Origin of the sequence: Thiomonas bhubaneswarensis (assembly GCF_001418255.1) — a bacterium.
In the GTDB taxonomy this organism is placed as follows: Bacteria; Pseudomonadota; Gammaproteobacteria; order Burkholderiales; family Burkholderiaceae_C; genus Thiomonas; species Thiomonas bhubaneswarensis.
In genome coordinates, this window is the sequence record NZ_LIPV01000015.1 from 15,415 (window position 1) to 38,646 (window position 23,232).

General features: G+C 65.3%; 21 protein-coding genes and 1 tRNA gene. 17 read left to right on the plus strand and 5 right to left on the minus strand.

What is annotated here, in order from left to right:
• Positions 1–4 precede the first annotated feature (4 nt).
• The 11 genes from ASC45_RS14540 to hemH all read left to right on the plus strand — a co-directional run bounded on the left by ASC45_RS14540 (position 5) and on the right by hemH (position 11,459).
• Entirely contained in the window at positions 5–625 is a 621-nt protein-coding gene (locus ASC45_RS14540; RefSeq protein ID WP_055451754.1) for a MotA/TolQ/ExbB proton channel family protein, read from the plus strand.
• A 33-nt stretch (positions 626–658) separates the two neighbouring features.
• Positions 659–1,078: an ExbD/TolR family protein gene (locus ASC45_RS14545; RefSeq protein WP_055451755.1), complete on the plus strand. Its 420-nt coding sequence runs from the start codon at positions 659–661 to the stop codon at positions 1,076–1,078.
• The gene (gene lpxK, locus ASC45_RS14550; protein WP_055451756.1) at positions 1,078–2,127 is read left to right on the plus strand and encodes a tetraacyldisaccharide 4'-kinase; all 1,050 of its coding nucleotides are present in this window, start codon (positions 1,078–1,080) and stop codon (positions 2,125–2,127) included. The genes ASC45_RS14545 and lpxK overlap by 1 nt, the downstream gene beginning before the upstream one ends.
• Positions 2,108–2,323, plus strand: a complete 216-nt coding sequence (locus tag ASC45_RS14555; protein WP_055451757.1) for a Trm112 family protein — start codon at positions 2,108–2,110, stop codon at positions 2,321–2,323. The genes lpxK and ASC45_RS14555 overlap by 20 nt, the downstream gene beginning before the upstream one ends.
• Positions 2,324–2,331: 8 nt before the next feature.
• On the plus strand, positions 2,332–3,129 hold the full coding sequence (gene kdsB, locus ASC45_RS14560) for a 3-deoxy-manno-octulosonate cytidylyltransferase (RefSeq protein ID WP_055451758.1): 798 nt from the start codon (positions 2,332–2,334) through the stop codon (positions 3,127–3,129).
• A gap of 96 nt (positions 3,130–3,225) precedes the next feature.
• Positions 3,226–3,876 carry an adenylate kinase gene (gene adk / locus ASC45_RS14565; protein ID WP_055451759.1) on the plus strand — a complete coding sequence of 217 codons (651 nt, stop codon included), beginning with the start codon at positions 3,226–3,228 and terminating at the stop codon, positions 3,874–3,876.
• A gap of 16 nt (positions 3,877–3,892) precedes the next feature.
• On the plus strand, positions 3,893–4,651 hold the full coding sequence (locus ASC45_RS14570; RefSeq protein WP_055451760.1) for an SDR family NAD(P)-dependent oxidoreductase: 759 nt from the start codon (positions 3,893–3,895) through the stop codon (positions 4,649–4,651).
• A gap of 100 nt (positions 4,652–4,751) precedes the next feature.
• Positions 4,752–6,674: a DNA primase gene (dnaG, locus tag ASC45_RS14575; protein ID WP_425427642.1), complete on the plus strand. Its 1,923-nt coding sequence runs from the start codon at positions 4,752–4,754 to the stop codon at positions 6,672–6,674.
• A gap of 336 nt (positions 6,675–7,010) precedes the next feature.
• On the plus strand, positions 7,011–9,347 hold the full coding sequence (rpoD, locus tag ASC45_RS14580) for an RNA polymerase sigma factor RpoD (protein ID WP_055451761.1): 2,337 nt from the start codon (positions 7,011–7,013) through the stop codon (positions 9,345–9,347).
• A gap of 68 nt (positions 9,348–9,415) precedes the next feature.
• Positions 9,416–10,336, plus strand: a complete 921-nt coding sequence (locus ASC45_RS14585; protein ID WP_055451762.1) for an adenylate/guanylate cyclase domain-containing protein — start codon at positions 9,416–9,418, stop codon at positions 10,334–10,336.
• A 25-nt stretch (positions 10,337–10,361) separates the two neighbouring features.
• On the plus strand, positions 10,362–11,459 hold the full coding sequence (hemH, locus tag ASC45_RS14590) for a ferrochelatase (RefSeq protein ID WP_055451763.1): 1,098 nt from the start codon (positions 10,362–10,364) through the stop codon (positions 11,457–11,459).
• A gap of 267 nt (positions 11,460–11,726) precedes the next feature.
• Here the strand turns inward: hemH and ASC45_RS14595 are convergent, their stop codons facing one another.
• From ASC45_RS14595 to ASC45_RS14610, 4 genes are all read right to left on the minus strand, one after another.
• Positions 11,727–12,782 carry a GNAT family N-acetyltransferase gene (locus ASC45_RS14595; RefSeq protein ID WP_055451764.1) on the minus strand — a complete coding sequence of 352 codons (1,056 nt, stop codon included), beginning with the start codon at positions 12,780–12,782 and terminating at the stop codon, positions 11,727–11,729.
• Positions 12,779–14,716: an asparagine synthase (glutamine-hydrolyzing) gene (asnB, locus tag ASC45_RS14600; protein ID WP_055451765.1), complete on the minus strand. Its 1,938-nt coding sequence runs from the start codon at positions 14,714–14,716 to the stop codon at positions 12,779–12,781. Before asnB ends, ASC45_RS14595 begins: the two co-directional genes overlap by 4 nt.
• Before the next feature lie 9 nt (positions 14,717–14,725).
• Positions 14,726–15,862 carry a GTP 3',8-cyclase MoaA gene (gene moaA, locus ASC45_RS14605; RefSeq protein ID WP_055451766.1) on the minus strand — a complete coding sequence of 379 codons (1,137 nt, stop codon included), beginning with the start codon at positions 15,860–15,862 and terminating at the stop codon, positions 14,726–14,728.
• A 92-nt stretch (positions 15,863–15,954) separates the two neighbouring features.
• Positions 15,955–16,503 (minus strand): phosphatase PAP2 family protein, encoded by a 549-nt coding sequence (locus tag ASC45_RS14610; RefSeq protein WP_245610078.1) that lies wholly within the window; start codon positions 16,501–16,503, stop codon positions 15,955–15,957.
• 162 nt (positions 16,504–16,665) lie between these two features.
• Here ASC45_RS14610 and ASC45_RS14615 point away from each other — a divergent pair, with 162 nt between their 5' ends.
• From ASC45_RS14615 to ASC45_RS14625, 3 genes are read left to right on the plus strand one after another with little or no spacing between them, the layout of a single operon-like run.
• Positions 16,666–17,448: an SDR family oxidoreductase gene (locus ASC45_RS14615; RefSeq protein WP_055451768.1), complete on the plus strand. Its 783-nt coding sequence runs from the start codon at positions 16,666–16,668 to the stop codon at positions 17,446–17,448.
• Positions 17,449–17,459: 11 nt separating this feature from the next.
• Positions 17,460–17,894, plus strand: a complete 435-nt coding sequence (locus ASC45_RS14620) for an acyl-CoA thioesterase (protein ID WP_055451769.1) — start codon at positions 17,460–17,462, stop codon at positions 17,892–17,894.
• 22 nt (positions 17,895–17,916) lie between these two features.
• Positions 17,917–19,929 (plus strand): acetoacetate--CoA ligase, encoded by a 2,013-nt coding sequence (locus ASC45_RS14625; RefSeq protein ID WP_055451770.1) that lies wholly within the window; start codon positions 17,917–17,919, stop codon positions 19,927–19,929.
• Positions 19,930–20,013: 84 nt separating this feature from the next.
• On the opposite strand, the gene ASC45_RS14630 is transcribed toward ASC45_RS14625, so the two are convergent.
• Entirely contained in the window at positions 20,014–20,859 is an 846-nt protein-coding gene (locus ASC45_RS14630) for a squalene/phytoene synthase family protein (protein ID WP_055451771.1), read from the minus strand.
• Between the two features lie 123 nt (positions 20,860–20,982).
• On the opposite strand from ASC45_RS14630, the gene ASC45_RS14635 reads away from it, so the two are divergent.
• From ASC45_RS14635 to clpP, 3 genes are all read left to right on the plus strand, one after another.
• Positions 20,983–21,069 (plus strand) — tRNA-Leu (locus ASC45_RS14635).
• 54 nt (positions 21,070–21,123) lie between these two features.
• Positions 21,124–22,458 carry a trigger factor gene (tig, locus tag ASC45_RS14640; protein ID WP_055451772.1) on the plus strand — a complete coding sequence of 445 codons (1,335 nt, stop codon included), beginning with the start codon at positions 21,124–21,126 and terminating at the stop codon, positions 22,456–22,458.
• Positions 22,459–22,623: 165 nt separating this feature from the next.
• Entirely contained in the window at positions 22,624–23,232 is a 609-nt protein-coding gene (clpP, locus tag ASC45_RS14645) for an ATP-dependent Clp endopeptidase proteolytic subunit ClpP (protein ID WP_055451781.1), read from the plus strand.

Genomic DNA, 23,232 nt, shown 5'->3' on the forward strand with positions numbered 1-23,232 from the left:
TCCCATGTTGCACATGGTGGAAGCCGCGGGTTGGCCGATCTGGCCCTTGATACTGTGCTCGATCGTCGCGCTGGCGGTGATTTTCGAGCGGCTGGCCAGTCTGCGCCGGGCCCGCATCCTGCCGCCCAAGCTGCTCGACGAAGCCCTTAATGTTTCGGCCAAGCAACTGCCAGCGCCGGATGTGATCGACAAACTGGAACGCAACTCGCCGCTGGGCGCGGTGCTGGCCAGCGGTTTTCGCTCCGTGGCGCGTCCGCATGCCAGCGCGGTGGGGTTGCAGGAAGATCTGGAGAATGCCGGGCGGCATCAGGTGTATCGGCTGCAGAAGTATCTCAATGCACTGGCCACCGTGGCTTCGGCCGCGCCCCTGCTCGGGCTGTTGGGCACGGTCGTGGGCATGATCGAAATTTTCGGCTCGCAGAGCACGGCAGGCACCGACCCGACGGTGCTGGCGCACGGCATTTCCGTGGCGCTCTACAACACCGCGCTGGGGCTGATCGTTGCAGTGCCATCGCTGATTTTCTACCGCTACTTCCGCAGCCGCGTGGACGACTACACAGTGGAACTGGAACAGGCGGCACGGCGTCTGGACACGCATCTGCAAAGCTATCTGCCGCGCCGCTGAGCCGGTGGCGCCCACCTCTCTGCGCCGACTGCCATGAACTTCAAACGCCAGACGACCGAAGACCCCGAGGTCAACCTCATTCCCCTGATCGATGTGCTGCTGGTCATCCTGATCTTTCTGATGATCAGCACCACCTATTCCAAATTCACCCAACTCAAGATCAGCCTGCCCACGGCCGACGCGGAGAAGCTGCAGAACCATCCGCAGGAAATCATCGTGGCGGTGAGTAGCAGCGGCGAGTATGCGGTGAACAAGCAGGTGCTGCCCGGCCGCACGGTCGGCGCGCTGACGCAGTCGCTGCTCGACGCGGCCAAGGGCAAGACCGACACCATGGTGGTCATCAGTGCCGATGCGCAGGCGACCCAGCAGTCCGTGGTGAACGTGATGGAGGCCGCGCGGGCGGCGGGCTTGAGCCGCCTGACCTTCGCCACGCAGCGCAGCCCCGGCTCCTGATGGCGTCATCCCCCGCGCCCAGCGGCTGGCCCGGCTGGTGGCTGCGCCGCGGTCTGCTGAGCTGGACGCTGTCGCCGCTGTCGCTGCTGTTCGCCGGACTGACGGCGTTGCGCCGCGCGCTCTATCGCGCCGGGGTGCTGCGCTCTCAGGCGGCGGGGGTGCCGGTCGTCGTGGTGGGCAATCTCACGGTGGGTGGGGCCGGCAAGACGCCCCTGATCGCGGCGCTCGCCCAGGGGCTGCAACAGGCCGGGTGGCGGCCGGGCATCGTCTCGCGGGGCTATGGGCGCCGTGTTGCCGGTGGCGACGCGCCGATCCAGGTCGAGGCGCACAGCGACCCCGCCTTGTGCGGCGATGAACCCGTGCTGCTGGCCCGTCTGACCGGCTGTCCGGTCGTGGTCGGGCGTCGGCGGGCGCAGGCGGCCCAGGCGCTGCGCGCGGCCCGGCCCGAGGTCGATGTGATTCTGAGCGATGACGGGCTGCAGCATCTTGCCCTGGCGCGCGACATCGAGCTGGTGGTGGTCGATCAGCGTCTTTGGGGCAATGGCTTCTTGCTGCCGGCCGGGCCGCTGCGCGAGTCGCCCGCAAGAAGTCGCGATGCCACCCTGGGGCCCGAGGCCGTGCTGCGCAGAATCGACGGCGGCGGCAGGCACTTCGCGCTGCAACGCGGCCCGGGGGACTTCACTCACCTGAGCAGCGGCCTGTCGCTGAGCCCACCGCAGTTCGTCGAGCGCATCGGCGGCCAGCCGCTCGGCGCCGTCGCTGGGATCGGCCATCCTGCCCAGTTCTTCGACATGCTGCGTGCCTTGGGGCTGTCGCCGCAGACGCGGGCGCTGGGCGATCACCAGCCGCTTGCCGCTGATGCCCTTGACGGCTTTCCACCAGCCTGCCCGGTGCTGCTGACGGAGAAGGACGCCATAAAATCCGGGGCTTTGCCGCCCGACCTGCGCGAGCGCTTCTGGGTGGTGGGCCTGCGGCTGCAAACGCCGCCCGACCTTCTGCCCTGGCTGCAACAACGATTGGAGAAAGCCCGTGGACTCCCGACTGCTTGATTTACTCGTCTGCCCGATCTGCAAGGGGTCGCTCCAGTTCGACGCCGCGGCGCAGGAACTGATCTGCCCGCGCGACAAGCTGGCCTATCCGTTGCGTGACGACATTCCCCTGATGCTGATCGACCTCGCCCGCGACATGACGGTGCCTGCCGCTCCCAACCCCGCGCCCACGGCTGCGGACGAGCCTGCGGCTTGAGCGCGGCGATGCGTGAGGGCGCGGCATTCTGGGTGCTGATCCCGGCGCGGCTGGCTTCCACCCGCCTGCCCAACAAACCCCTGGCCGACCTCGGCGGAGCGCCCATGGTGGTACGGGTGGCGCAACGGGTGGCGACCTGCGGCGCCCAGGACGTTGTGGTGGCCTGCGACAGCGCTGAAATCGCGCAAGCCTGCGCCGCCCACGGCGTGCGCAGCGTGCTCACCCGCGCCGATCACACCAGCGGCACCGACCGTCTGGCCGAGGCCGCCGCGCTGCTCGATTTGCCCGACGACGCCATCGTGGTCAACGTCCAGGGTGACGAGCCGCTGATCGACCCGGCGCTGCCCGCGGCCTGCGCGCAACTGCTGCGGCGCCATGCCGACATCCCGATGGCGACCTGTGCCCACCCGATCATCGACGAGGCCGAGATCTTCAATCCGAATGTGGTGAAGGTGGTGACCGATGCGCGGGGCAGGGCGCTTTATTTTTCCCGCGCGCCTATCCCATGGCAGCGCGATGCCTACGCCGCGGGGCCGAATGGCACGGGGTGGGCACTGCAGACCGCCGCGCCGCCGCACCCGGTGTTGCGCCACATCGGGCTGTACGCCTATAGCCACCGCTTTCTGCGCGACTATGCCTCGATGCCACCGGCGCCGCTGGAGCAGGCCGAGGCACTGGAGCAGTTGCGCGCGCTCTGGCACGGTCACCCCATTGGGGTGCACGTGACCCCGAACGCGCCGGGGCCGGGCGTCGACACGTCGGCCGATCTGCAGCGTGTGCGGGCCATGTGGTCGAGCGCGGCCTGAACCCAGGACGGACCGGGTTCGCGCTTGCCCGCGTCAGCGGCGCTGCAGATCGGTCTGCTATTCTGAAATGTGCGTTTTGACGATAGAGAGACCTTCATGCGATTGATTCTTTTGGGTGCACCGGGCGCGGGCAAAGGCACGCAGGCCGCCTTCATCACCGAGCGCTTCGGCATTCCCCAGATTTCCACCGGCGACATGCTGCGCGCCGCAGTCAAGGCGGGCACGCCTCTGGGCCAGCAGGCGCAGAAGATCATGGAAGCCGGGGCCCTCGTGCCCGATGACATCATGCTGGGTGTGGTGCGTGAGCGGCTGTCCGCACCCGACTGCGCCAAAGGCTTTCTGCTCGACGGCTTTCCGCGCACCATCGCGCAGGCCGAGGGGCTGGCCAAGGCGGGCATCGGCATCGACGTGGTGCTCGAATTCGATGTACCCGACGCCGACATCATTCAGCGCCTGAGTGGCCGCCGGGTGCATCCGGCTTCGGGCCGTACCTACCACCTGACCTTCAACCCGCCCAAGACGCCCGGCCTCGACGACCTCACCGGCGAGCCCCTGGTGCAGCGCGCCGACGATCAGGAAGAAACGGTGCGCAAACGCCTGGAGGTCTACCACGCCCAGACGTTGCCGCTGGTGAAGTTCTACGCCGAGCGGCAGGGGCAGCCTGGCGCGCCGCGCCTGGTCACGATTTCCGGCGTCGGCCCCGTCGCCGAAGTGCAGCAACGCATCTTTGACGCCTTGCAGGCGTAAATCCGCCGGAGCGAGCATGCAACTTGCCGGAAACAGCGCAATCATCAGCGGCGGCGCGTCGGGACTGGGCCGCGCCACGGCTGCGCTGCTCGTCACCCGGGGCATGCATGTGCTCATCGCCGATCTGCAGGAGGCGGCCGGTCGCGCGACCGCCGCCGAGCTCGGATGCCAGTTCGTTCGGTGTGACGTGACCCGGGCCGACGATGTGCAGGCGGCGGTGCTGGCCGCAGGCGCCATGGGGCCGCTGCGGGTGGCCGTGAGTTGCGCCGGCATCGCACCCGCGGCGCGAACGCTGGGCAAGCAGGGCCCGCATGCGCTCGATGTGTTTCAGCGCGTGATCGACATCAATCTGGTCGGCAGTTTCAATCTGGCCCGCCTGGCCGCTGCGGCCATCGCGCAGCAGACCCCTCTGGAAGATGGCGAGCGCGGCGTCATCATCAACACCGCGTCGGTAGCCGCGTTCGACGGCCAGATCGGCCAGGTGGCTTATAGCGCGTCCAAGGCCGGCATCGTCGGCATGACCCTGCCGCTGGCGCGCGATTTGTCACGCGACGGCATCCGCGTCATGACCATCGCGCCGGGCATTTTCGAGACGCCCATGCTTATGGGCATGCCCGCCGAGGTGCAGCAGGCCTTAGGTCAGATGGTGCCGTTTCCGCAGCGGCTGGGCCGTCCCGAAGAATATGCGGCACTGGTCGAGTCCATCCTCACCAATCGCATGCTCAACGGCGAAGTCATCCGGCTCGATGGCGCCATCCGCATGCAGCCCAAGTAGTCTTTTCCGCTCGGGCCCTCTCAAGGAAACGCAGGGCCGCCCCAAGTTTCCTTGACCCCCACGGGGGGCGGGTCGGCAAGCCGACCCAGGGGGCGCTTTCATGTCCAACATTCGCGGCCGATCGCCCCGCGACGACCGATCCATGCAGCAACGCATTCCGCCCGGCTTCATTCAGGATCTGCTAGCCCGCGCCGACATCGTCGAGGTCGTGGGCCAGCATGTCGAGCTGAAAAAGACCGGCAGCAATTACAAGGGCCTGTGCCCGTTTCACGGCGAGAAGACGCCGTCGTTCACGGTCAGTGCGAGCAAACAGTTCTATCACTGCTTCGGCTGCGGCGCGCACGGCACGGCCATCGGTTTCCTGATGGAGCACGCGGGCATGGGCTTTGTCGATGCCGTCAAGGAGCTTGCAGCACGCTATGGCATGACCGTGCCCGAGCCCGATCTCGATCCCCAGCAACTCCGCCAGCTCCAGCAGCAGCGCAGCCTGCACGCCACGCTGGTGGATGTGCTGCAGACGGCCGACGCCTTCTACCAGCACCGCCTGCGCCACAGCGATCGGGCCAAGAACTACCTCATCACGCGCGGCCTGCAGGGCGCCATCGCCAAGCGGTTCGGGCTGGGCTACGCCCCGGACGACTGGCAGCCCCTGGCCGGAGCCTTCGCCAATTACCAGGCCGACGCCCTGGTGCAGTCCGGTCTGGTGGTGGCGCGCGACACTGCGGGCGACACCCTCGACCCGCAGGCCGAATCCTTTGCCTCGGCGCAGCGCCGCTACGACAGGCTGCGCGACCGCATCACCTTCCCGATTCGGAATCAGCGCGGCGAGGTTATCGGTTTTGGCGGGCGCATCATCGACCAGGGTGAACCCAAATACCTCAATTCGCCCGAGACGGCGGTGTTTCACAAGGGCGAAGAGCTTTACGGCCTGTTCGAGGCCCGCACCGCCATCTCGCGCGTCGGCTATGCGCTGGTCGTCGAGGGCTATATGGATGTCGTGGCACTGGCGCAGTTCGGTGTGGAGAACGCCGTGGCCACGCTGGGCACGGCCTGTACCGCGCAGCAGTTGCAAAAGCTGTTCCGCCATACCGGCCAGGTGGTGTTCAGTTTCGATGGTGACGCCGCAGGCCGTCGCGCCGCGAGACGGGCGATGGAGCAGGCGCTGCCCTTGCTCAGTGACAGCCGGGTGGTGAAGTTCCTGTTTCTGCCCGCAGAGCACGACCCCGATTCCTACGTCAGGGAACGGGGCGCCGAGGCGTTCGAGCGCGAGGTCGCCCGCGCGCAGCCTCTGTCCGAATTTCTCTTTGCCAGCCTTTTCGACGGCGTGGCGATGGCCACGGCCGAAGGGCGGGCGCAGGCCATCCATGAGGCCGCGCCGCTTTTTTCGCAGATCACCGCACCGGCGCTTCTCGGACAGTTGATCGCCGATTTCGCCCGCCAGCTCGGCATGCCCGCCACCGAATTGCGCGAGGTCTTGCGACTGTCGGCGCCGGTGCGCAAGCCGACGACTCCCGCCGCCTCGTTCGGTGGGCAGGCAGGCAACCCGCAGCGACGCGGCCGCAGCGGTCGGGAGGCGCTGCGCGCCTTTGCCGTGGTGCCGAAAGACCCGCTGCGACAACTGCTGCCCTTGCTGCTGGCGCAGCCCTCGCTCTGGTGGGACATCAGCCCTGCGCAGCACGGCCTACTTTCACACGAGCCCGGTCCCTTGCAGCCCCTGGCGCTGGCGCTCGAATCCATTCTGGAGAATCAGCCGGACCTTTCCGCCGCGGCGCTGTGGGAGGAGTTGCGGGCCGCCGGGCACTCGCCCGAGGAGGTGCTGGCCCAATCGCCCGATCCCCTGGAACTGGATGAGGCGGTGGCCAGACAGGATCTCCAGGCCATCCTGCTGCGTCTGGAACGTTCGGCGCTGCTGCGCCGTCAGGACGAACTGGTCGCCCACGGCTTGGTGGCCGATGCCGACCGCGCCGAATATCGCAGCCTTGCGATTCGTCTGAAGGAAATCGATCACGCGCAGCGCGGTTGACGTCTCTCCCTGGCAAGCCGACAATAGCCGATTTTTTGTAAAATCCACATTTTTGGTGGGGGCCGAGCCGTAGGTGCGAAAAAGCGAAACGTGAGAAGCGCCTCACAGAACCGCCCGACCCGCGCGGAGTCTGATGGTTTGAGAAACTCTCCTCCTCGGAAAACTCGCTTGAACTCCGCTTGCACTTGCCAAGACGTCAAGCCGCTGAGGTTTCGGTATCGTTGCCTTGCGAAAAGCCAGAACAGCTGTCTTTGAATTTTGGCGAATCACCCTACATACTGCCAGTAATCCCCCTTTTCCATTTCCCGCCGAATCGACGGTCGGTTGAGGTCCACCATGACAAAAGCACCATCCAAAACGCAGACTCCCACGCCGCGGAGCGCCTCCCGCAAGGAGGCTGCCGAGGCCGGTTCCGTTGCGGAAGCGCCGCGCGGCAAGGCTCGTCGCGCAGCAGCAGAAGAAGCGGCTGCCGTGGAAACCAAGCTGACCAAGGCGGCGACCAAGGGCACCGCGCCATCTACGGTCAGTGCCGACGCGGCACCCGCAGCCAAACCTGCGCCTAAGCGCGGGCGTCCGCCCAAGGCCAGTGTCACTGTTGCCGAGGCCGAGCAGCCTGCCGCGCGCCGTGGCCGCAAGAGCAAGGTCGAGGCGGCCGACGATATGGCGGATGACCTGAACGATGACGTCGAATCCGGCGAGGTCGACGTCGAGAGCGCCGAGGTCGAGGTGGTGGAGGAAGTCGTCGCCCCCGCGCCCAAGACGCGCAAGGCTTCGCGTGCCCGTGAAAAGCAGTTGCTCAAGGAATTCGGCTACGACGACGCCAACATCACCGACGAGGAATTGGGGCGTCGGCGTGCGCGTCTGAAAAGCCTGATCAAGATGGGCAAGACCCGCGGGTTCCTGACCTACGGCGAAATCAACGATCACATCCCGGATAACCTAGCCGACCCCGAACTGCTGGAGACCATCGTTTCCATGCTCAACGACGTGGGCATCGCGGTGTACGAGACCACGCCGGATGCGCAGACCCTGCTGCTCAACCAGCATGGCCCGACCGCGTCGAGCGAAGAGGAGGCGGAGGAAGAGGCCGAGGCGGCGCTGTCCAACGTCGACTCCGAGTTCGGCCGCACCACCGACCCCGTGCGCATGTACATGCGCGAAATGGGCACGGTCGAACTGCTGACGCGCGAAGGCGAAATCGTCATCGCCAAGCGCATCGAAGACGGTCTGCGCCAGATGATGCTGGCCATTTCCGCCTCGCCTTCGACGGTGGCCGAGATTCTCGCCATGGCGGCGCGCATTCATCACGGCGAGTTGCCGGTCGATGAAGTGGTGGACGGCATGGTGTCGGACGACGAATCCGACGACTACGTGGCCGAAGAAGACGTCGACTATTCGCTCGACGAGAGCGGCGAAGAAGACGAGGACGGCGGCGCCGGCGCCACCTCCATGAAGCTCGAGGAGCTCAAGGGCAAGGCCCTGGAAGCCTTTGCCGACGTGCACGACGCCTTCATGAAAATGCGCCGTGCCTACGACAAGGACGGCTACCGCTCGGCCAGCTACCTGAAGGCGCAGGAAGCCATTTCCGCCGCGCTGATGGAAGTGCGCTTTACCGCGCGGACGGTTGAGAAGCTGTGCAATCTGCTGCGCGCCCAGGTGGACGAGGTGCGCCGGTACGAACGCGAGATCCGGCGCTACGCGGTGGATCGCTGCGGCATGCCGCAAGAGGAGTTCATCAAGTCCTTCCCCGGCCACCAGCTCGATCTGAAGTGGGTGGACAAACACGTCGCCTCGAACAAGCCGTACTCGGTCGTCCTCGGCCGCAATGCTCCGGCCATCAAGGAGCTGCAGCAGAAGCTCATCGACATCCAGACCCGGGTGGTGGTGCCGCTCGACGACCTGAAGGAAATCAACACCCAGATGAGTCTGGGCGAGCAGGCTGCGCGCGAAGCCAAGCGCGAAATGATCGAGGCCAACCTGCGTCTGGTCATCTCCATCGCGAAGAAGTACACCAATCGCGGTCTGCAATTCCTCGACCTGATCCAGGAAGGTAATGTGGGTCTGATGAAGGCGGTGGACAAGTTCGAATACCGCCGCGGCTACAAATTCTCGACTTACGCCACCTGGTGGATCCGTCAGGCCATCACCCGCTCGATTGCCGATCAGGCGCGCACCATCCGTATTCCGGTGCACATGATCGAGACCATCAACAAGGTCAACCGCATTTCGCGTCAACATCTGCAGGAGACGGGTACCGAGCCTGACGCCGCGGTATTGGCCGAGAAGATGGAGATGCCCGAGGACAAGGTGCGCAAGATCCTCAAGATCGCGCGCGAACCGATTTCCATGGAGACGCCCATCGGCGACGATGACGATTCTCACCTGGGCGATTTCATCGAAGACTCGGGCACGCTGGCCCCGACCGAGGCGGCCATGCAGGCAGGGTTGCGCGACGTGGTCAAGGAAATTCTCGATTCGCTCACGCCGCGCGAGGCCAAGGTGCTGCGCATGCGCTTCGGCATCGAGATGGCCAACGACCACACGCTGGAAGAAGTGGGCAAGCAGTTCGATGTCACCCGCGAGCGCATTCGCCAGATCGAGGCGAAGGCGCTGCGCAAGCTCAAGCATCCCACCCGCTCCGACAAGCTGCGCAGCTTCCTCGACACACTCTGATCGCGAGACCCCTGCTGGCTCGTTGGTCAGCCACACGGCCGGCAAGCGCAACACGCTAGACTTGCGGCATGACCAACGCGCGCAAAACGGCAGTCCGTACCATCGTGTTCGCCGATGTGGTGGGCAGCACCGCATTGTTCCAGTCCCTGGGCAACACCGAGGCGACGGCGCTGGTCACGCAGGTGGTGTCCAACATGGCCCGCAGCTTCAAGGCGGCGGGCGGCGATGTGGTGAAGACGCTCGGGGATGGCATTCTCGCCACCTTTGAGCACAACACGCCCGCGCTCAATGCCTGCATCGATATTCAGCGCACCTGTTCCACCACAGGCGCGATGGATGCCACCGGCGCGCGTCAGAAGCTGCCTCTGAAAATCGGCATTGCGCGCGGCGTGGTGGTGCTGGCGCCCGGCGACTGCTTTGGCGATCCGGTCAATGCGGCCTCGCGGCTGTCCGACTCGGCCGGGAGCGGGCAGATTCTCATCGGCGATGCCGTGATGGAGGCCCTGCCACTCGAACTGCTGGCCCGCCTGCGCAGTCTCGGCGCCATTTTTCTGCGGGGCTACGACGTGCCGGTTCCTGTGCATCAGGTCGATTGGGAGGCGTCGGTCGATATGGGCCAGACCATGCCGCAAGTGCCTTCGCGCATCGACTACAGCAGTCAACTGCTGAACCTGGCCTGGCTCGATACCTCGGTGGATTACGCGGCCGACCAGATGCCCATCGTCATCGGGCGCACGAATGGGGCGGATTTTCTCGTCAACGATCTGCGCGTGTCGCGCCAGCATGCCCGCATCGACTGGCGCGGCAGCTATTACATGCTCACCGACCTTAGCAGCAACGGCACCTGGGTGCGCTACACCGGCAACGACACCACGCTGGCGCTGCGGCGCAACGAGTGCGTGCTGCACGGGCAGGGCGAGATCACCCTGGGCGCCAAGCCGTCCGATCCGACCGCGCCCACGGTGATGTTCCAGATCCATCCGAACTGAACCCGGCACATCGCCTTCTCTCTTCATGCCCCTGTCCGATCCCACCGACTATCAGCACGGCGCGGCTGCGCAAACCGCCATCCTTCTGGTCAACTTGGGCACGCCCGATGCTCCCACGTCTTCGGCCTTGCGGCGTTATCTCGGCGAGTTTCTGAGCGACCCCCGGGTGGTGGAAATCCCCAAGCCGGTCTGGTGGCTCATTCTCAACGGCATCGTCCTGCCGATCCGGTCTTCAAAATCCGCGGCCAAGTATGCCTCGGTGTGGACGGACCGGGGATCGCCCTTGCAGGTGGGCACCGCCGATCTCACGCAGGCTGTCGCCGCCGAAATGGCCCGGGCCGGTCATCATGTGCTGGTGCGCTATGCCATGCGCTATGGCAATCCCTCGGTGGCCAGCGTGCTCGACGAACTGGCGCGGCAGAACGTGACCCGCATTCTGCTGGTGCCGCTTTACCCGCAGTACTGCGCCGCCACAACGGCCTCGACCCTGGATGCCGTATCGGCATGGATGCGCCGCAGTCGCCGCCTGCCCGAGCTGCGCGTGCTCAATCATTTCCACGACGTGCCGGTCTACATCGAGGCGCTTGCCGACAAGATCGAGACGCAATGGCGGCAGCAGGGGCGGCCGGACAGACTCGTGATGAGCTTTCACGGCATGCCGGCGCGTACGCTCAAGTTGGGCGATCCATATTACTGCGAATGTCACAAGACGGGCCGACTGCTGGCCGAGCGCCTGGGGCTGGGGGCGTCCGATTACGTCGTCACCTTCCAGTCACGTTTCGGCAAGCAGGAATGGCTGCAACCCTACACCGAGCCCACGCTGCGCAAGCTGGCTCAAGACGGTGTGGCGCGGGTGGATGTGGTGTGCCCGGGCTTTACCGTCGACTGCCTGGAGACGCTGGAGGAAATCGCCATGGAAGGCAAGCAGGCCTTTCTGTCGAGTGGCGGCAAGGTCTTTCACTACATCGACTGCCTCAATGCCGACGCTCACTGGGCGCAGGGCTTCAGCAAACTGCTGACCACGCATCTGCAAGGCTGGGACACGATGGCGCCGACCGACCCGGGCGCCCTGGCTGCGACCCGCGCGCTGGCGCAGGCCATGGGCGCTGACAATCTGGGTTGAGGCTCATAAGGAAACGCGGAGCACCCCACGGTTCCTTGATTCAGACAGGGGCGTTCAAAGGGACGAATCCGCCGCCGAGCGCCGCGCATCGCGGCGGAACTGCACCAGCAGCCCGACGGCGAGTCCCACCACTCCGACGACCAGAAGATAGAGCACCAGTTCTGCCAGGGACATTGTTTCTCTCCTGCTTGCGTCATGCCTGAGGCATATCGACAACAAGTATTGAGAGCCCGAGGCGCGCTGACAGTTCCGTATCTCGACAGGGTTTCAGGAGTCCTCGTCGGCGTTGGTGAAATACCACTGGGCCTGGCTCAGCGTCTCGGCGCGGGCCTCGGACATGGTGTACATCACATGGCGCGCATCCCGGGCGACCATGCCCAGGCGCTGCAGCGCCTCAACCATGCCCACCGGACCGAGGAACTCGAACGACACGCTAGTGCGGCCATCGTTGTAGGCATCGCGGAACAGCGTGTCGAAGACCAGATCGAGGCTGTCCGGATGATCGGGATGGCACAGCAGATCGCGCACATGCATGACCTTGCCGACGGCCTCACAGGCGACGTAGGCCACGAGTCCATCCTCACGCGAACTGAGAGTCAGAAAGCGGAATTTCTTCCAGGGTTTGTGTTCGAAGCGCCAGGCGAGGTAAGCGCGATCGCGCACGCCGATCAACAGGGTCGGATCGTTTTGCGCGTTCCAGAGGGCGTCGAAGCGGGCGTCGGGCTGGTCCAGCCATTGGGCGAGGTAGCCCCGGGCGTCGGGAGCGTGCCGACTGCGGCGCAAGGCATGGCGAGACCAGTCCGCTGCGCGACCGACCAGACGGCGGATCGTATGGGGGATCTGCTTGGGCAGGTAAGGGGAGGTGCGCAGCACCCGCACGTAACGGACCATGCGCCCGGCAACCTTGTAGCCCAGGCGCTTGACCACGGGTTCGGACTTGGGGTTGGGAAAGCCGAGAATCAGGCCGAGCTGCGGCAGGAAGCGATCGCGCAACGTGGTCTGCAGCAGCATGGCAGGGTACAGGGTGCGGTGCTCCGCGACTACACCGAAATCGGTCAGAAGACCGGCTTCGACGGGTTGACCAGCCAGGCGCATCTGCCGGATCCCCAGGCCGATCACGCCGATGGGCGTGCCGCTTTCGGCAGGCGCGTGCGCCAGCAAAACGTGCGGAGCTCCGGCAGGGTTGCGCAGATAGAACCAGTCGTACTTGTCCTGGCGACGCCCGGGGTGGCCGAGATTGCTGATCCACAGTGACACGATGATGTCGCGATCGGCCTGCAGGTCGGCGGGCAGCACGGCGTAGCTGGACGGTGCGGCGGTCATGGCGAGCGTGGCGGATGACTGGATCGGATGAACTGGTCGTGCAGCAGCAGCGTGGAGAGCATGCCGACAAACGCCATATTGTCACCAAAGCCGATGACTTTTCCCGCACGCGCCTTGTCGAACAGCCGGATCGCCGCCGGCACATCGAAGTATCCCGCCTCGGCCAGGCGGGCGGCGCTGAACAACTCGGCGACATAATCGACCGGCTCGCCGTGGTGGAAAAAACTCTGGCTGTCCGGGGCGCGGTAGGGCTGCTTGCTGCGGTGGCGCAGGGCGTCGGGCAGCAGGCCGTCCATGCTGCGCTTGAGCAGATACTTTTCCACCAGCCCCATGAGCTTGTAGCGCGGCGGCAGTCGGCTGGCGAAGGCGATCAGGCGGTGATCGAGAAAGGGAAAGCGCGTTTCGATGGAGGCGGCCATGGCCATGCGGTCGCCCTGCGAGCACAGAAGATAGCCCGACATCAGGGTGTGAGCCTCGACGTACTGATCCTGGCACAGCGGCTCCCATCGTTCGATGTCGGCCGGAAGCAGCGGCGCGATGGCCTGGGCGGGGTCGAAGGCGGTGGCGGCGGCGCGCCAGTCGGGCGAGAGAAAGGCGGTGACCCGCCGCGTGGTGCTCCAGCGTGGTAGATGGGCGAACCAGGGCGCGCGAAACTGCGCCTCGCCCTCGCGGAAAAACCGCTCGGTCATCGCTCGACCGGCCGCCGGGGAATGCTTGAGATAGGGGTAAAGCCGTTCGAGCAGACGAGGCCGCCAACGCGAGCCGGGTTGACGGGCGATGAAACGGCGCACCCGGGCTTCCTTGAAGATGTCGTAACCGCCGAGCACTTCATCGGCGCCTTCGCCGGTGAGCGCCACCTTGTAGCCTGCGGCGCGCACACCTTCGGCAAGTAGCATCATGGGTGCCGGGGCGGTGCGCACGATGGGTGTCTCGGTATGCGCAATAGCGCGGGGAAAGGCGGCGGCGATGTCGGCGCGGGTGCAGTGCACCGTGGTGTGCTCAGTGCCCAGATGCCGCACGAGCTGCTGCTGCCACGGGCTCTCGTCGAACTCGGCGTCGTCGAAGGTCAGCGAAAACGTACGCAGCGGGGTGTCGGTGTAGTGGCGGATCAGGGTGGTGACGATGGAGGAGTCGAGCCCCCCGCTGAGATAGGCGGCCACCGGCACATCGGCGCGCAATTGCAGCCGCACCGCGTCGATCAGCTGGTCGCGTAGCGCTTCGGCATAGGCATCGGCGCTGCGGTCGGCCTCGATGGGCGCAGCCGGGAAAGTCCAGTCCCAGTAGCGGCGGGTCTGCGTGCCGCGGGCATCCAGCGTCATTACATGGCCGGGGGGGAGGGACTCGATACCCTCGAACACGGCGTGCGGCGGCAGCGGCGCCCAGTAGGTGAACACCTCGCCCAGCGCCTGTGCATCCAGTCGGCGTGGCACTTCCGGCAGCGCAAACAAGGCCTTGATCTCGGAGGCGAACGCCAGCCCGCCCGGCACGGGGGTATGGAACAGCGGGCGGATGCCGGTGCGGTCGCGCGCCAGCAGCAGGCGCTGTCGCGGTACGTCCCACAGCGCGAAGGCGAACTGGCCGTTGAGATGGTCGACCAGCGCATCTCCATGGTCTTCGTACAAATGCACCAGCACTTCGGTATCGGACTGGGTGGCAAAGCGATGACCTCTGCGCTGCAGCTCGGCGCGCAGTTCGATGTAGTTGAAGATCTCGCCGTTGAAGACGACCCAGACGGTGCCATCCTCGTTGCTCATCGGCTGATCGCCGCCCGCCAGATCAATGATGCTGAGGCGGGCGTGGGCCAGGCCGATCGGCCCACTGCTGTAGAACCCCCTGCCGTCGGGCCCGCGGTGGTGCAGGCGCCCGATCATCGCTTCGAGCTGCGTGCGCTCGACGGGGGCATGCCAGTTCAGGCGTCCAGCGATGCCGCACATGGGTCGCGCTCAGCCGCCGATGTAGGACATCTCGACCTTGCGCTCGGCGCGCAAGGCCTCGCCCGCCGCCGTATCTCGTAGCAGGGAGTAGCGGTCGTCGCGCGCCGCCCAGACCTGGGCCAGCGCGGCACGGAGCTGATCGTCGCTGACCGGCGCCAGACCGATGGCCGGATCGCCGCGCAGCAGGGCGCGCACGTCGTGACCATGGGTGGCGAACAGGCAGAGGTAGAGCTTGCCCTCCATCGACAGCCGGGCGCGATTGCAACTGGCGCAAAAGGCGCGGGTCACGCTGGAGATCACGCCGATCTCGCCGCCCTCGTCGTCATACGCCCAACGCTGTGCCGTTTCCCCCGGGCCATGGGCTTCGAGCGGGTGCAGCGGGTGGATGGCATGGATGCGGTCGATGACCTGTTGCGACGGCAGCACCTCGTCCATGCGCCAGCCGTTGGTATTGCCCACGTCCATGTATTCGATGAAGCGCAGCACCACGCCGGTGCCGCGGAAATGTTCGGCCATCGGCAGGATTTGCGCATCGTTGGTGCCGCGCTTGACGACCATGTTGACCTTCACCGGGCCGAGACCTGCCTTTAAAGCCGCGTCGATGCCGCGCAGCACCTCGGCCACCGGAAAATCCACGTCATTCATCTGGCGGAAGGCGGCATCGTCCAGCGCGTCGAGGCTGACGGTGACGCGGTCGAGCCCCGCGTCTTTCAAAGCCTGCGCCTTGCGGGCGAGGATGGAGCCGTTGGTCGTCAGCGTCAGTTCGGGTGGCTCGCCTTCGGGCGTGCGCAGCGCGTGCAGCATCCCGACCAGACCTTCGAGGCCTTTGCGCAGCAGCGGCTCGCCGCCGGTGAGGCGAATCTTGCGCACCCCCAGGTCGATGAACACCCGCGCGGCCCGGGTGATTTCCTCGAAGCTCAGCAGGTCGCCATGCGGCAGAAATTCGTAGTGCTTGTCGAAAATCTCTTTCGGCATGCAGTAGGTGCAGCGAAAGTTGCAGCGGTCGGTCACGGAAATCCGCAGATCGTGCAGCGGGCGATGAAACCGGTCGAGCGGAGCCGCAAGGGCCTGGCCCGCGTCCGCCGGAACCGGGGGCACGCTGGCGGCGTAGTGATGATCGACGATGGGAATGACGCGTTCGGACATCCCGACATTATCGGCAATGCAGGCGGTGCGGGGCCAGAGCCGCCACGGCAGACCGTGCCGGGAGAAGTGCCGTGTTGCTCCGATTCATCGGTTCATATGACGCCGACTTGCAGCGCCAGCGCGAAGGTGGCCAGCAGCATGCCCAGCACCGCACCGACCACGACGTCGGACAGGTAATGCAGACCGAGGACGAGCCGCGATGCGGCGATGCACAGCGCGAAGGGCACCGCGATCCAGCCCAGCACCGGGGCGAAAAACAGAATCTGCAGGGTGAAGTTCACCGCGTGCAGGGTGTGGCCCGAGGGAAAGCTGAACTGATCGAGCGGCGGTTCGCTGAGCACGATGCGCACGCAGTGCTCGCTCGGTCTTGGTCGCGCCGCCAGCCGTTTGATCGAGCCGTACAAGCCGATGCCGATGACAGTGGAGATCAGCATCCACGCCAGAGGCATCACGGCCTCGCGCCCATCGATCAGCAGAAAGGCGGCAAGAATGGCCGCCCAGCCCCAGCCGTTGCCCAGGCGGCTGACCAGCTTGAAAAAATGCCGCAGCCAGGACTGACGGCTCAGACGGTTGGCCGAGATGGTCAGTGACTGTTCCCAGACCAGGTAGCGATGAAGCAGAGAGGGTTGTCTCTGGTGCATGGTGTAGGCGAATCGAGGGTGACGAATGCATCCGAATGGTTTGCCCTCCGATCTGTAAGACATCATCGTCGAGGCTCTACCATTGTGGCATGCCTGTACGACGTGCAGGCTCAGACACACCAGGGCCCGCAAGCGATCGGCCCTCATCCTCAAGGACACACCATGGGTTACACCATCGAACTTTCCGGGCGCGTCGCGCTGGTCACGGGCGCATCGAGCGGTCTGGGCTGGCGATTCGCCGAAGTGCTGGCGCAGGCCGGAGCCGCAGTGGTGCTCAGCGGCAGGCGTATGGAGCGCCTGAAGGAACTTCGCGCTCGCATCGAAGGCCAGGGCGGCGACGCGCATGTGGTCGAGCTCGACGTCACCGATACGGCCAGCATCAAGGCCGCCGTGGCGCACGCTGAAACCGAGATGGGGCCCATCGATATTCTGGTGAACAACGCCGGCATCTCGTCGCAGCAAAAACTGCTCGATGCCACGCCGGAAGACTTCGACGATGTCTTCGGCACGAATGTGCGCGGTGCGTTTTTCGTGGCGCAGGAAGTGGCGCGCCGCATGGTGGCGCGTTCCCTTGGGGTAACACCCGGCACCTGGGCCGGCGGGCGCATCATCAACGTGGCCTCGGTGGCGGGACTTCGCGTGATGCCCAAGCTGGGGGTCTATGCCATGAGCAAGGCGGCCGTCGTCCACATGACGAGGGCCATGGCGGTGGAGTGGGGCAAGTACGGCATCAATGTGAATGCCCTGTGCCCCGGCTATATCGACACGGAGATGAATCACCACCATTGGCAGACCGAATCGGGCCAGCGGCTTCTGCAGATGTTGCCGCGCAAGCGCCTGGGCAAGCCGGAAGACCTTGACGCCCTGCTGGTGATGCTGGCCAGTGCTCAGAGCGGCCTGGTCAATGGCGCGATCATCACCGCGGACGATGGGTTCGGCCTTTGAGGACGCTTGCCATGCGCTTTGATATTCCTGAAGACAAGACCCTGGTTTACACCATGACCATGCCCATCCGCTGGGGCGACATGGATGTGATGGGGCATGTGAACAACACGATCTATTTCCGCTTCATGGAGATCATCCGGCTGGAATGGCTGCGCGAAACCGGCGTGCCGGCCAATCCCGAAGGCCTGGGGCCGGTGATCGTCAATGCGTTCTGCAACTTCCAGACGGAACTGAGGTATCCGGGCGAGGTGCTGGCGCGGCTCTACACCACCGATGTGGGCCGTTCGAGCTTCGACACCTACACCCTGCTCAGCCGCACCGACGATCCCGACACGATCTACGCCAGCGGCGGTTCGCGCGTGGTGTGGGTGGATTTTCCCAGGCGCAAGAGCGCCCCGCTGCCCGATATGCTTCGTGAACTGCTCACCGCCTCCGCCCGCGCCTGAGCCCAGTCATCGAGATTGCGCCATGCCAGATTCCGAACGAGATCAACCGCTGTGGCGGCCATCGCCCCAGCGCATCGCCGCCTCTCACATTGAGGCGTTCCGTCAGTGGGTGAATGACCGCCACGGCCTGCCACTGCAGACTTACCAGGACATGCTCGACTGGTCGGTTGCCGAGCAGGCCCAGTTCTGGAACGCGGTGTGGGAGACCTCGGACGTGATCGCCGAACACAAGGGCGAGCGGGTGCTCGTCGATGGCGATCGCATGCCCGGTGCTCGGTTCTTTCCCGATGCCCGCCTCAACTTTGCCCAGAACCTGATGCGCCGAAACGACGACGCGGTGGCGCTGCATTTCTGGGGCGAAGACCAGGTGCGTCGCAGCCTGAGCTGGCGCGACCTGCATGCCGAAGTCTCCCGTCTGCAGCAGGCGCTGGTGCATTGGGGCGTCAAGGCGGGCGACCGCGTCGCGGCCTACATGCCCAACATGCCCGAGACGGTGATCGCCATGCTCGCGGCCACCAGTCTGGGCGCGACATTCACCTCGGCTTCGCCCGACTTCGGCGTGCAGGGCGTGCTCGACCGCTTCGGCCAGACCCAGCCCAAGGTGCTCATCGCCTGCGACGGCTATTTCTACAACGGCAAGACGTTTTCCAACCTCGGCAAGCTGGCCGAACTGGTGCCCTTGTTGCCGTCCGTGGTGAAAACGGTGGTCGTGCCCTACGTGGCCCAGGCCCTTGGCCAGCAGCCCGACCTGGGCGCCATCGCGGGCGCGCAGATCTGGGAACAGGCTCTGGAGGCCTTCGCCCCCCGTGCCGTGCAGTTCGCCCCGCAACCTTTCGATCATCCCGTCTACATCCTGTACTCCAGCGGCACCACGGGCGCGCCGAAATGCATCGTGCACCGCGCGGGTGGGGTGTTGCTCAAGCACCTGGCCGAGCTGCGCCTGCAGGTCGATATCCACCCTGAAGACCGTGTGTTCTTCTTCACCACCTGCGGCTGGATGATGTGGAACTGGCTGATGTCGGCGCTCAGCCAGGGCGCCACGGTCTGTCTCTACGACGGCTCTCCGGGGCTGCGAAACAACGCCATTCTGTTCGACTATGCCGATGCGGTCGACTTCACCCATCTGGGCACGTCGGCGAAGTTCATCGAGGCGCTGGGCAAGTCCGGCATCGCGCCGAAGCAGACCCACAGGCTCGGTTCCCTGCGCACGCTGATGTCCACAGGTTCGCCTCTGGCACCCGAGGGTTTCGACTATGTCTATGACAAGGTGAAGTCCGACATCTGCCTCAGTTCGCTCTCGGGAGGAACCGATCTGGTGGCCTGCTTCATCGCAGGTTCACCCATGAACCCGGTCTGGCGCGGCGAGATCCAGGCCTGCGCCCTGGGCATGGCCGTGATCGTGGCGGACGACGATGGCAAACCCCTACCCGATGGTCAGAAGGGTGAACTGGTCTGCACCAAACCCTTTCCGTCCATGCCCCTGGGCTTTCTGGTGGACGGCAGCCTGGAAAAGGGCGAGCAGAAATATCACGACGCCTATTTCGCGCAGTTCCCGAATGTGTGGTGGCACGGCGATTACATCGAGCGCACGACGCATGGCGGCTACATCATTTTCGGCCGTTCGGATGCCACGCTGAATCCGGGGGGCGTGCGCATCGGCACGGCGGAAATCTACCGTCAGGTCGAGCGGGTCGATGAAGTTCTGGAATCGATCGTGATCGGGCAGAACTGGCCGCCCGGCGCTTACGGCGACGTACGGGTCGTGCTGTTCGTGCGACTGCGCGACGGCGTGGTGCTCGACGACGCCCTGATCGACAAGATCAAGAGGCAGATCCGCGACAACACCACGCCCCGCCACGTTCCCGCCCGGATCGTGCAGGTGCACGACATTCCCCGCACCAAGAGCAACAAGATCGTCGAAATCGCGGTGCGCAATCTGATCCACGGCGACCCGGTGAAGAACGTCTCCGCGCTGGCCAACCCGGAGGCGCTGGACGAATACCGCGCCCTTCGCGCCGAGCTGGAACGGATCTGAGTGCCCCCAGGGTCGGCTCACCGACCCGCCCCCCGTGGGGGTCAAGGAAATTTGGGGCGGCCCGGCATTTCCTTGAGAAGCGTGTCAGCCGCCGCGGCGCCAGGTGCAGCTGCGGCTGATCCAGAGTTTGCGCAGCGGCGTCAGGCTGATGCGCTGGTGCAGCACGGCATAGTCCGCGCGTTCGATCTCGCGAAGCAGCGTCGCGTATTGCGCGGCGATGGCGATCAGCGGTGCGGTCTGAGCGATGGGGTAGGGCGCCAGCCCCTGCCTCGCGGCGCGCAACGCGGCTTGGGCGCGCCGGGTTTCGCTTTCCAGCAAGGCGCGGATCGGCGGCGTGAGGGCGCGCTGCTGCAGCTGCGCTGCGGTGACGCCATGCTCTTGCAGCACGTCGAGCGGCAGGTACACCCGGCCCTCGGCGACGTCGCGCCCCAGGTGCCGAATGATGCTGGTCAGACGCAGCCCGCAGCCCAGTTCTTCGGCGGCATCCAGCGCCGCGGGGGAGGTCAGGCCCAGCAGGGCCGCCGTGTTGCGCAGGGTCTGTCCGCTGCTCACCCTGCAGTAATGCAGGAGAGCCGCACGATCCATCCAGCGGTTTTGCCGCAGATCGATGGCCACGCTTTCGGTCACACCCAGCAGGGCGCCGGGCTGCAGGCCTTGTGTCTGCAGATGGGGGGCAAGGGCGCGAAGGCTCGGATGATCGGCCGGACGCCCCTGATCGAGCGCCTCGATCTGCGCCTGCCACCATGCCAGCTTGGCCTGGGCGACCGCGGCATCGCTGACCTTGGTGACCACGCTGCGCACCTGCACATGCACATCGAGCAGCAGCCTGAGCGCCTGCAGCGATCCGCGCGGGCAGCGCTGCAGGGCGTAATAAGCCGACGAGCCCGCAGGCGGCCCGATGCTGGTTTCGGTGAGACTGGACGGGGACATGTTCGACGCGGCGCCGAGCTGGCGATGGCGGGAAGCTAGAATACTCGATTGCCCAAAAATCGTTGTAGCCGTGACAACGATGGTCGCCTAGCGTGAGCAGCGGTTTTGGGTACAGATCACCTGGCGAGGGTGGCGAAATTGGTAGACGCACCAGGTTTAGGTCCTGACGCCTTCACGGGCGTGGGGGTTCGAGTCCCCCCTCTCGCACCAACCGGCAAGCACAGCTTGGCGGCATTGATCCCTTTTTGAATACTGGACTTTCCCATGACTGTCGAAACCCTGGACAAACTGCAGCGCCGTGTGACCGTGACCGTTCCGAAGGCTGCCGTGCAGAGCGAAATCAACTCCCGCCTCAAGAGCCTCAGCCGCACCCTGCGTCTGCCGGGGTTTCGCCCGGGCAAGGTCCCCATGGCCATGGTGACGCAGCGTTACGCCCCGTCGGTCGAGATGGAGGTTCTGCAGGACAAGATCGGCAATGCCTTCTACGACGTCACCACCACCGCACGCCTGCGTGTGGCCGGCTCGCCCCAGTTCACGCCCAAGACCGAAGGCGTCGAGGCCGATGTGATGGCTTTCGATGCGGTGTTCGAGGTCTATCCCGACGTGCAGATTCCTGATCTCTCGTCGCAGACGATCGAGCGCGTGACCGCTTCGGTGGACGAGGCCGCTATCGACAAGACGCTCGACGTGCTGCGCAAGCAGCGCACCGAATTCATCGAGCGCGGTCAGGCCGCCCCCGGTGGTCAGACCTCCGAGGGGCTGGAGGTGCAGGACGGTGACCGCGTCACCGTCGATTTCGAAGGCCGCATCGACGGCACCGCTTTCGAGGGCGGCAAGGCCGAAGGTTTCACCTTCGTTCAGGGCGAGGGCCGCATGCTGCCCGAGTTCGAGGCCGCCACCAAGGGTCTGCAGGCCGGGCAGAGCAAGATTTTCGAGTTGCACTTCCCTGAGGATTACCAAGGGCGCGCGGTTGCCGGAAAGACGGCCCAGTTCACGCTGAAGGTCACCAAGGTCGAATGGCCCTTGCTGCCGCAGGTCGATGCCGATTTTGCCAAGGCGCTGGGCGTGGCCGACGGCGATGTACAGCGTCTGCGCGACGACATCCGCGGCAACCTCGAACGCGAAGTCAAATCGCGTCTGACCCAGCGCAACAAGCTGGCCGTGATGGAACTGCTGCAAAAGGCGGTGCCGGTCGAGCTGCCCAGCGCGCTGGTGCAGAACGAGATGAACGAACTGATGGTCAGCGCCCGCCAGGATCTGGCCGAGCGTGGCATGAAGGATGCCGACAAGGCTCCGCTGCCGCCCGAGCTGTTCAAGGAGCAGGCCGAGCGCCGCGTCCGCCTGGGGCTGATCGTCTCGGAGCTGGTGAAGCAACACGACCTTCAGGCCAAGCCCGAACAGGTCCGTGCCTATGTCGAGGATCTCGCCGCCAGCTACGAGCAGCCGCAGGATCTGGTGCGCTGGTATTACGCCGACCAGGAACGCATGGCGCAGGCCGAGGCCATCGTCATGGAAAACAACGTGACCGACTTCGTGTTCGCGCAGGCGCAGACGACCGACAAGGCACTCGGTTTCGACGAGCTGATGGGCCGCAACTGATCGCGTGTCGCCACTCGAAAGCCGCTGCGCGCCGGTTCGTGCAGCGGCTTTTGTTTTGCCTTGTCTGTTGCGTCCACCGCAAACCCGGTGCGGAAATCCGGGTGGCTTGCCTCGGCAGGACAAACTGCGTGCTAATCTGTGTCCACCTTCACGTTTTTCCCTTTCATGAGCGCTACTGACATTCAGAACCTGGGCTTGGTGCCCATGGTCATCGAGCAAAGCGGCCGCGGCGAGCGCGCCTACGACATTTACTCGCGCCTGCTGCGCGAGCGAGTGATCTTTCTGGTGGGCCCGATCAACGATCAGATGGCCAATCTGGTCGTGGCCCAACTGCTGTTTCTCGAGTCGGAAAACCCCGACAAGGATATTTCGCTCTACATCAACTCCCCCGGCGGTTCGGTGTCCGCGGGCATGGCTATTTTCGACACCATGCAGTTCATCAAGCCCGATGTTTCGACGCTGTGCACCGGCATTGCGGCCAGCATGGGGGCTTTCCTGATGGCGGCGGGGGCGAAGGGCAAGCGCTACTCGCTGCCGAACTCGCGCATCATGATTCACCAGCCTCTGGGCGGCGCACAGGGGCAGGCCTCCGACATCGAAATCCAGGCACGCGAGATTCTTTATTTGCGCGAACGGCTCAACGGCATCCTGGCCGAGCGCACCGGGCAGCCGCTCGAAAAAATCGCCACCGATACTGATCGCGACTTTTTCATGTCCGCCGATCAGGCCAAGGACTACGGCCTGATCGACGAAGTGATCGCGAAACGCTCCTGA

What these genes read in the sequence shown, in the direction of transcription:
- asnB (WP_055451765.1), bottom strand. Translation starts at nt 14,716, where the DNA reads ATGTGCGGCATCGCTGGACGCCTGAACTGGCATGCCCCCGTCGAGCGC.
- moaA (WP_055451766.1), bottom strand. Translation starts at nt 15,862, where the DNA reads ATGTCCGAACGCGTCATTCCCATCGTCGATCATCACTACGCCGCCAGC.
- ASC45_RS14595 (WP_055451764.1), bottom strand. Translation starts at nt 12,782, where the DNA reads ATGACCGCCGCACCGTCCAGCTACGCCGTGCTGCCCGCCGACCTGCAG.
- dnaG (WP_425427642.1), top strand. Translation starts at nt 4,752, where the DNA reads ATGTCCAACATTCGCGGCCGATCGCCCCGCGACGACCGATCCATGCAG.
- lpxK (WP_055451756.1), top strand. Translation starts at nt 1,078, where the DNA reads ATGGCGTCATCCCCCGCGCCCAGCGGCTGGCCCGGCTGGTGGCTGCGC.
- ASC45_RS14585 (WP_055451762.1), top strand. Translation starts at nt 9,416, where the DNA reads ATGACCAACGCGCGCAAAACGGCAGTCCGTACCATCGTGTTCGCCGAT.
- adk (WP_055451759.1), top strand. Translation starts at nt 3,226, where the DNA reads ATGCGATTGATTCTTTTGGGTGCACCGGGCGCGGGCAAAGGCACGCAG.
- ASC45_RS14540 (WP_055451754.1), top strand. Translation starts at nt 5, where the DNA reads ATGTTGCACATGGTGGAAGCCGCGGGTTGGCCGATCTGGCCCTTGATA.
- kdsB (WP_055451758.1), top strand. Translation starts at nt 2,332, where the DNA reads ATGCGTGAGGGCGCGGCATTCTGGGTGCTGATCCCGGCGCGGCTGGCT.
- clpP (WP_055451781.1), top strand. Translation starts at nt 22,624, where the DNA reads ATGAGCGCTACTGACATTCAGAACCTGGGCTTGGTGCCCATGGTCATC.
- tig (WP_055451772.1), top strand. Translation starts at nt 21,124, where the DNA reads ATGACTGTCGAAACCCTGGACAAACTGCAGCGCCGTGTGACCGTGACC.
- ASC45_RS14620 (WP_055451769.1), top strand. Translation starts at nt 17,460, where the DNA reads ATGCGCTTTGATATTCCTGAAGACAAGACCCTGGTTTACACCATGACC.
- ASC45_RS14625 (WP_055451770.1), top strand. Translation starts at nt 17,917, where the DNA reads ATGCCAGATTCCGAACGAGATCAACCGCTGTGGCGGCCATCGCCCCAG.
- ASC45_RS14615 (WP_055451768.1), top strand. Translation starts at nt 16,666, where the DNA reads ATGGGTTACACCATCGAACTTTCCGGGCGCGTCGCGCTGGTCACGGGC.
- rpoD (WP_055451761.1), top strand. Translation starts at nt 7,011, where the DNA reads ATGACAAAAGCACCATCCAAAACGCAGACTCCCACGCCGCGGAGCGCC.
- ASC45_RS14545 (WP_055451755.1), top strand. Translation starts at nt 659, where the DNA reads ATGAACTTCAAACGCCAGACGACCGAAGACCCCGAGGTCAACCTCATT.
- ASC45_RS14570 (WP_055451760.1), top strand. Translation starts at nt 3,893, where the DNA reads ATGCAACTTGCCGGAAACAGCGCAATCATCAGCGGCGGCGCGTCGGGA.
- ASC45_RS14630 (WP_055451771.1), bottom strand. Translation starts at nt 20,859, where the DNA reads ATGTCCCCGTCCAGTCTCACCGAAACCAGCATCGGGCCGCCTGCGGGC.
- ASC45_RS14610 (WP_245610078.1), bottom strand. Translation starts at nt 16,503, where the DNA reads ATGCACCAGAGACAACCCTCTCTGCTTCATCGCTACCTGGTCTGGGAA.
- hemH (WP_055451763.1), top strand. Translation starts at nt 10,362, where the DNA reads ATGCCCCTGTCCGATCCCACCGACTATCAGCACGGCGCGGCTGCGCAA.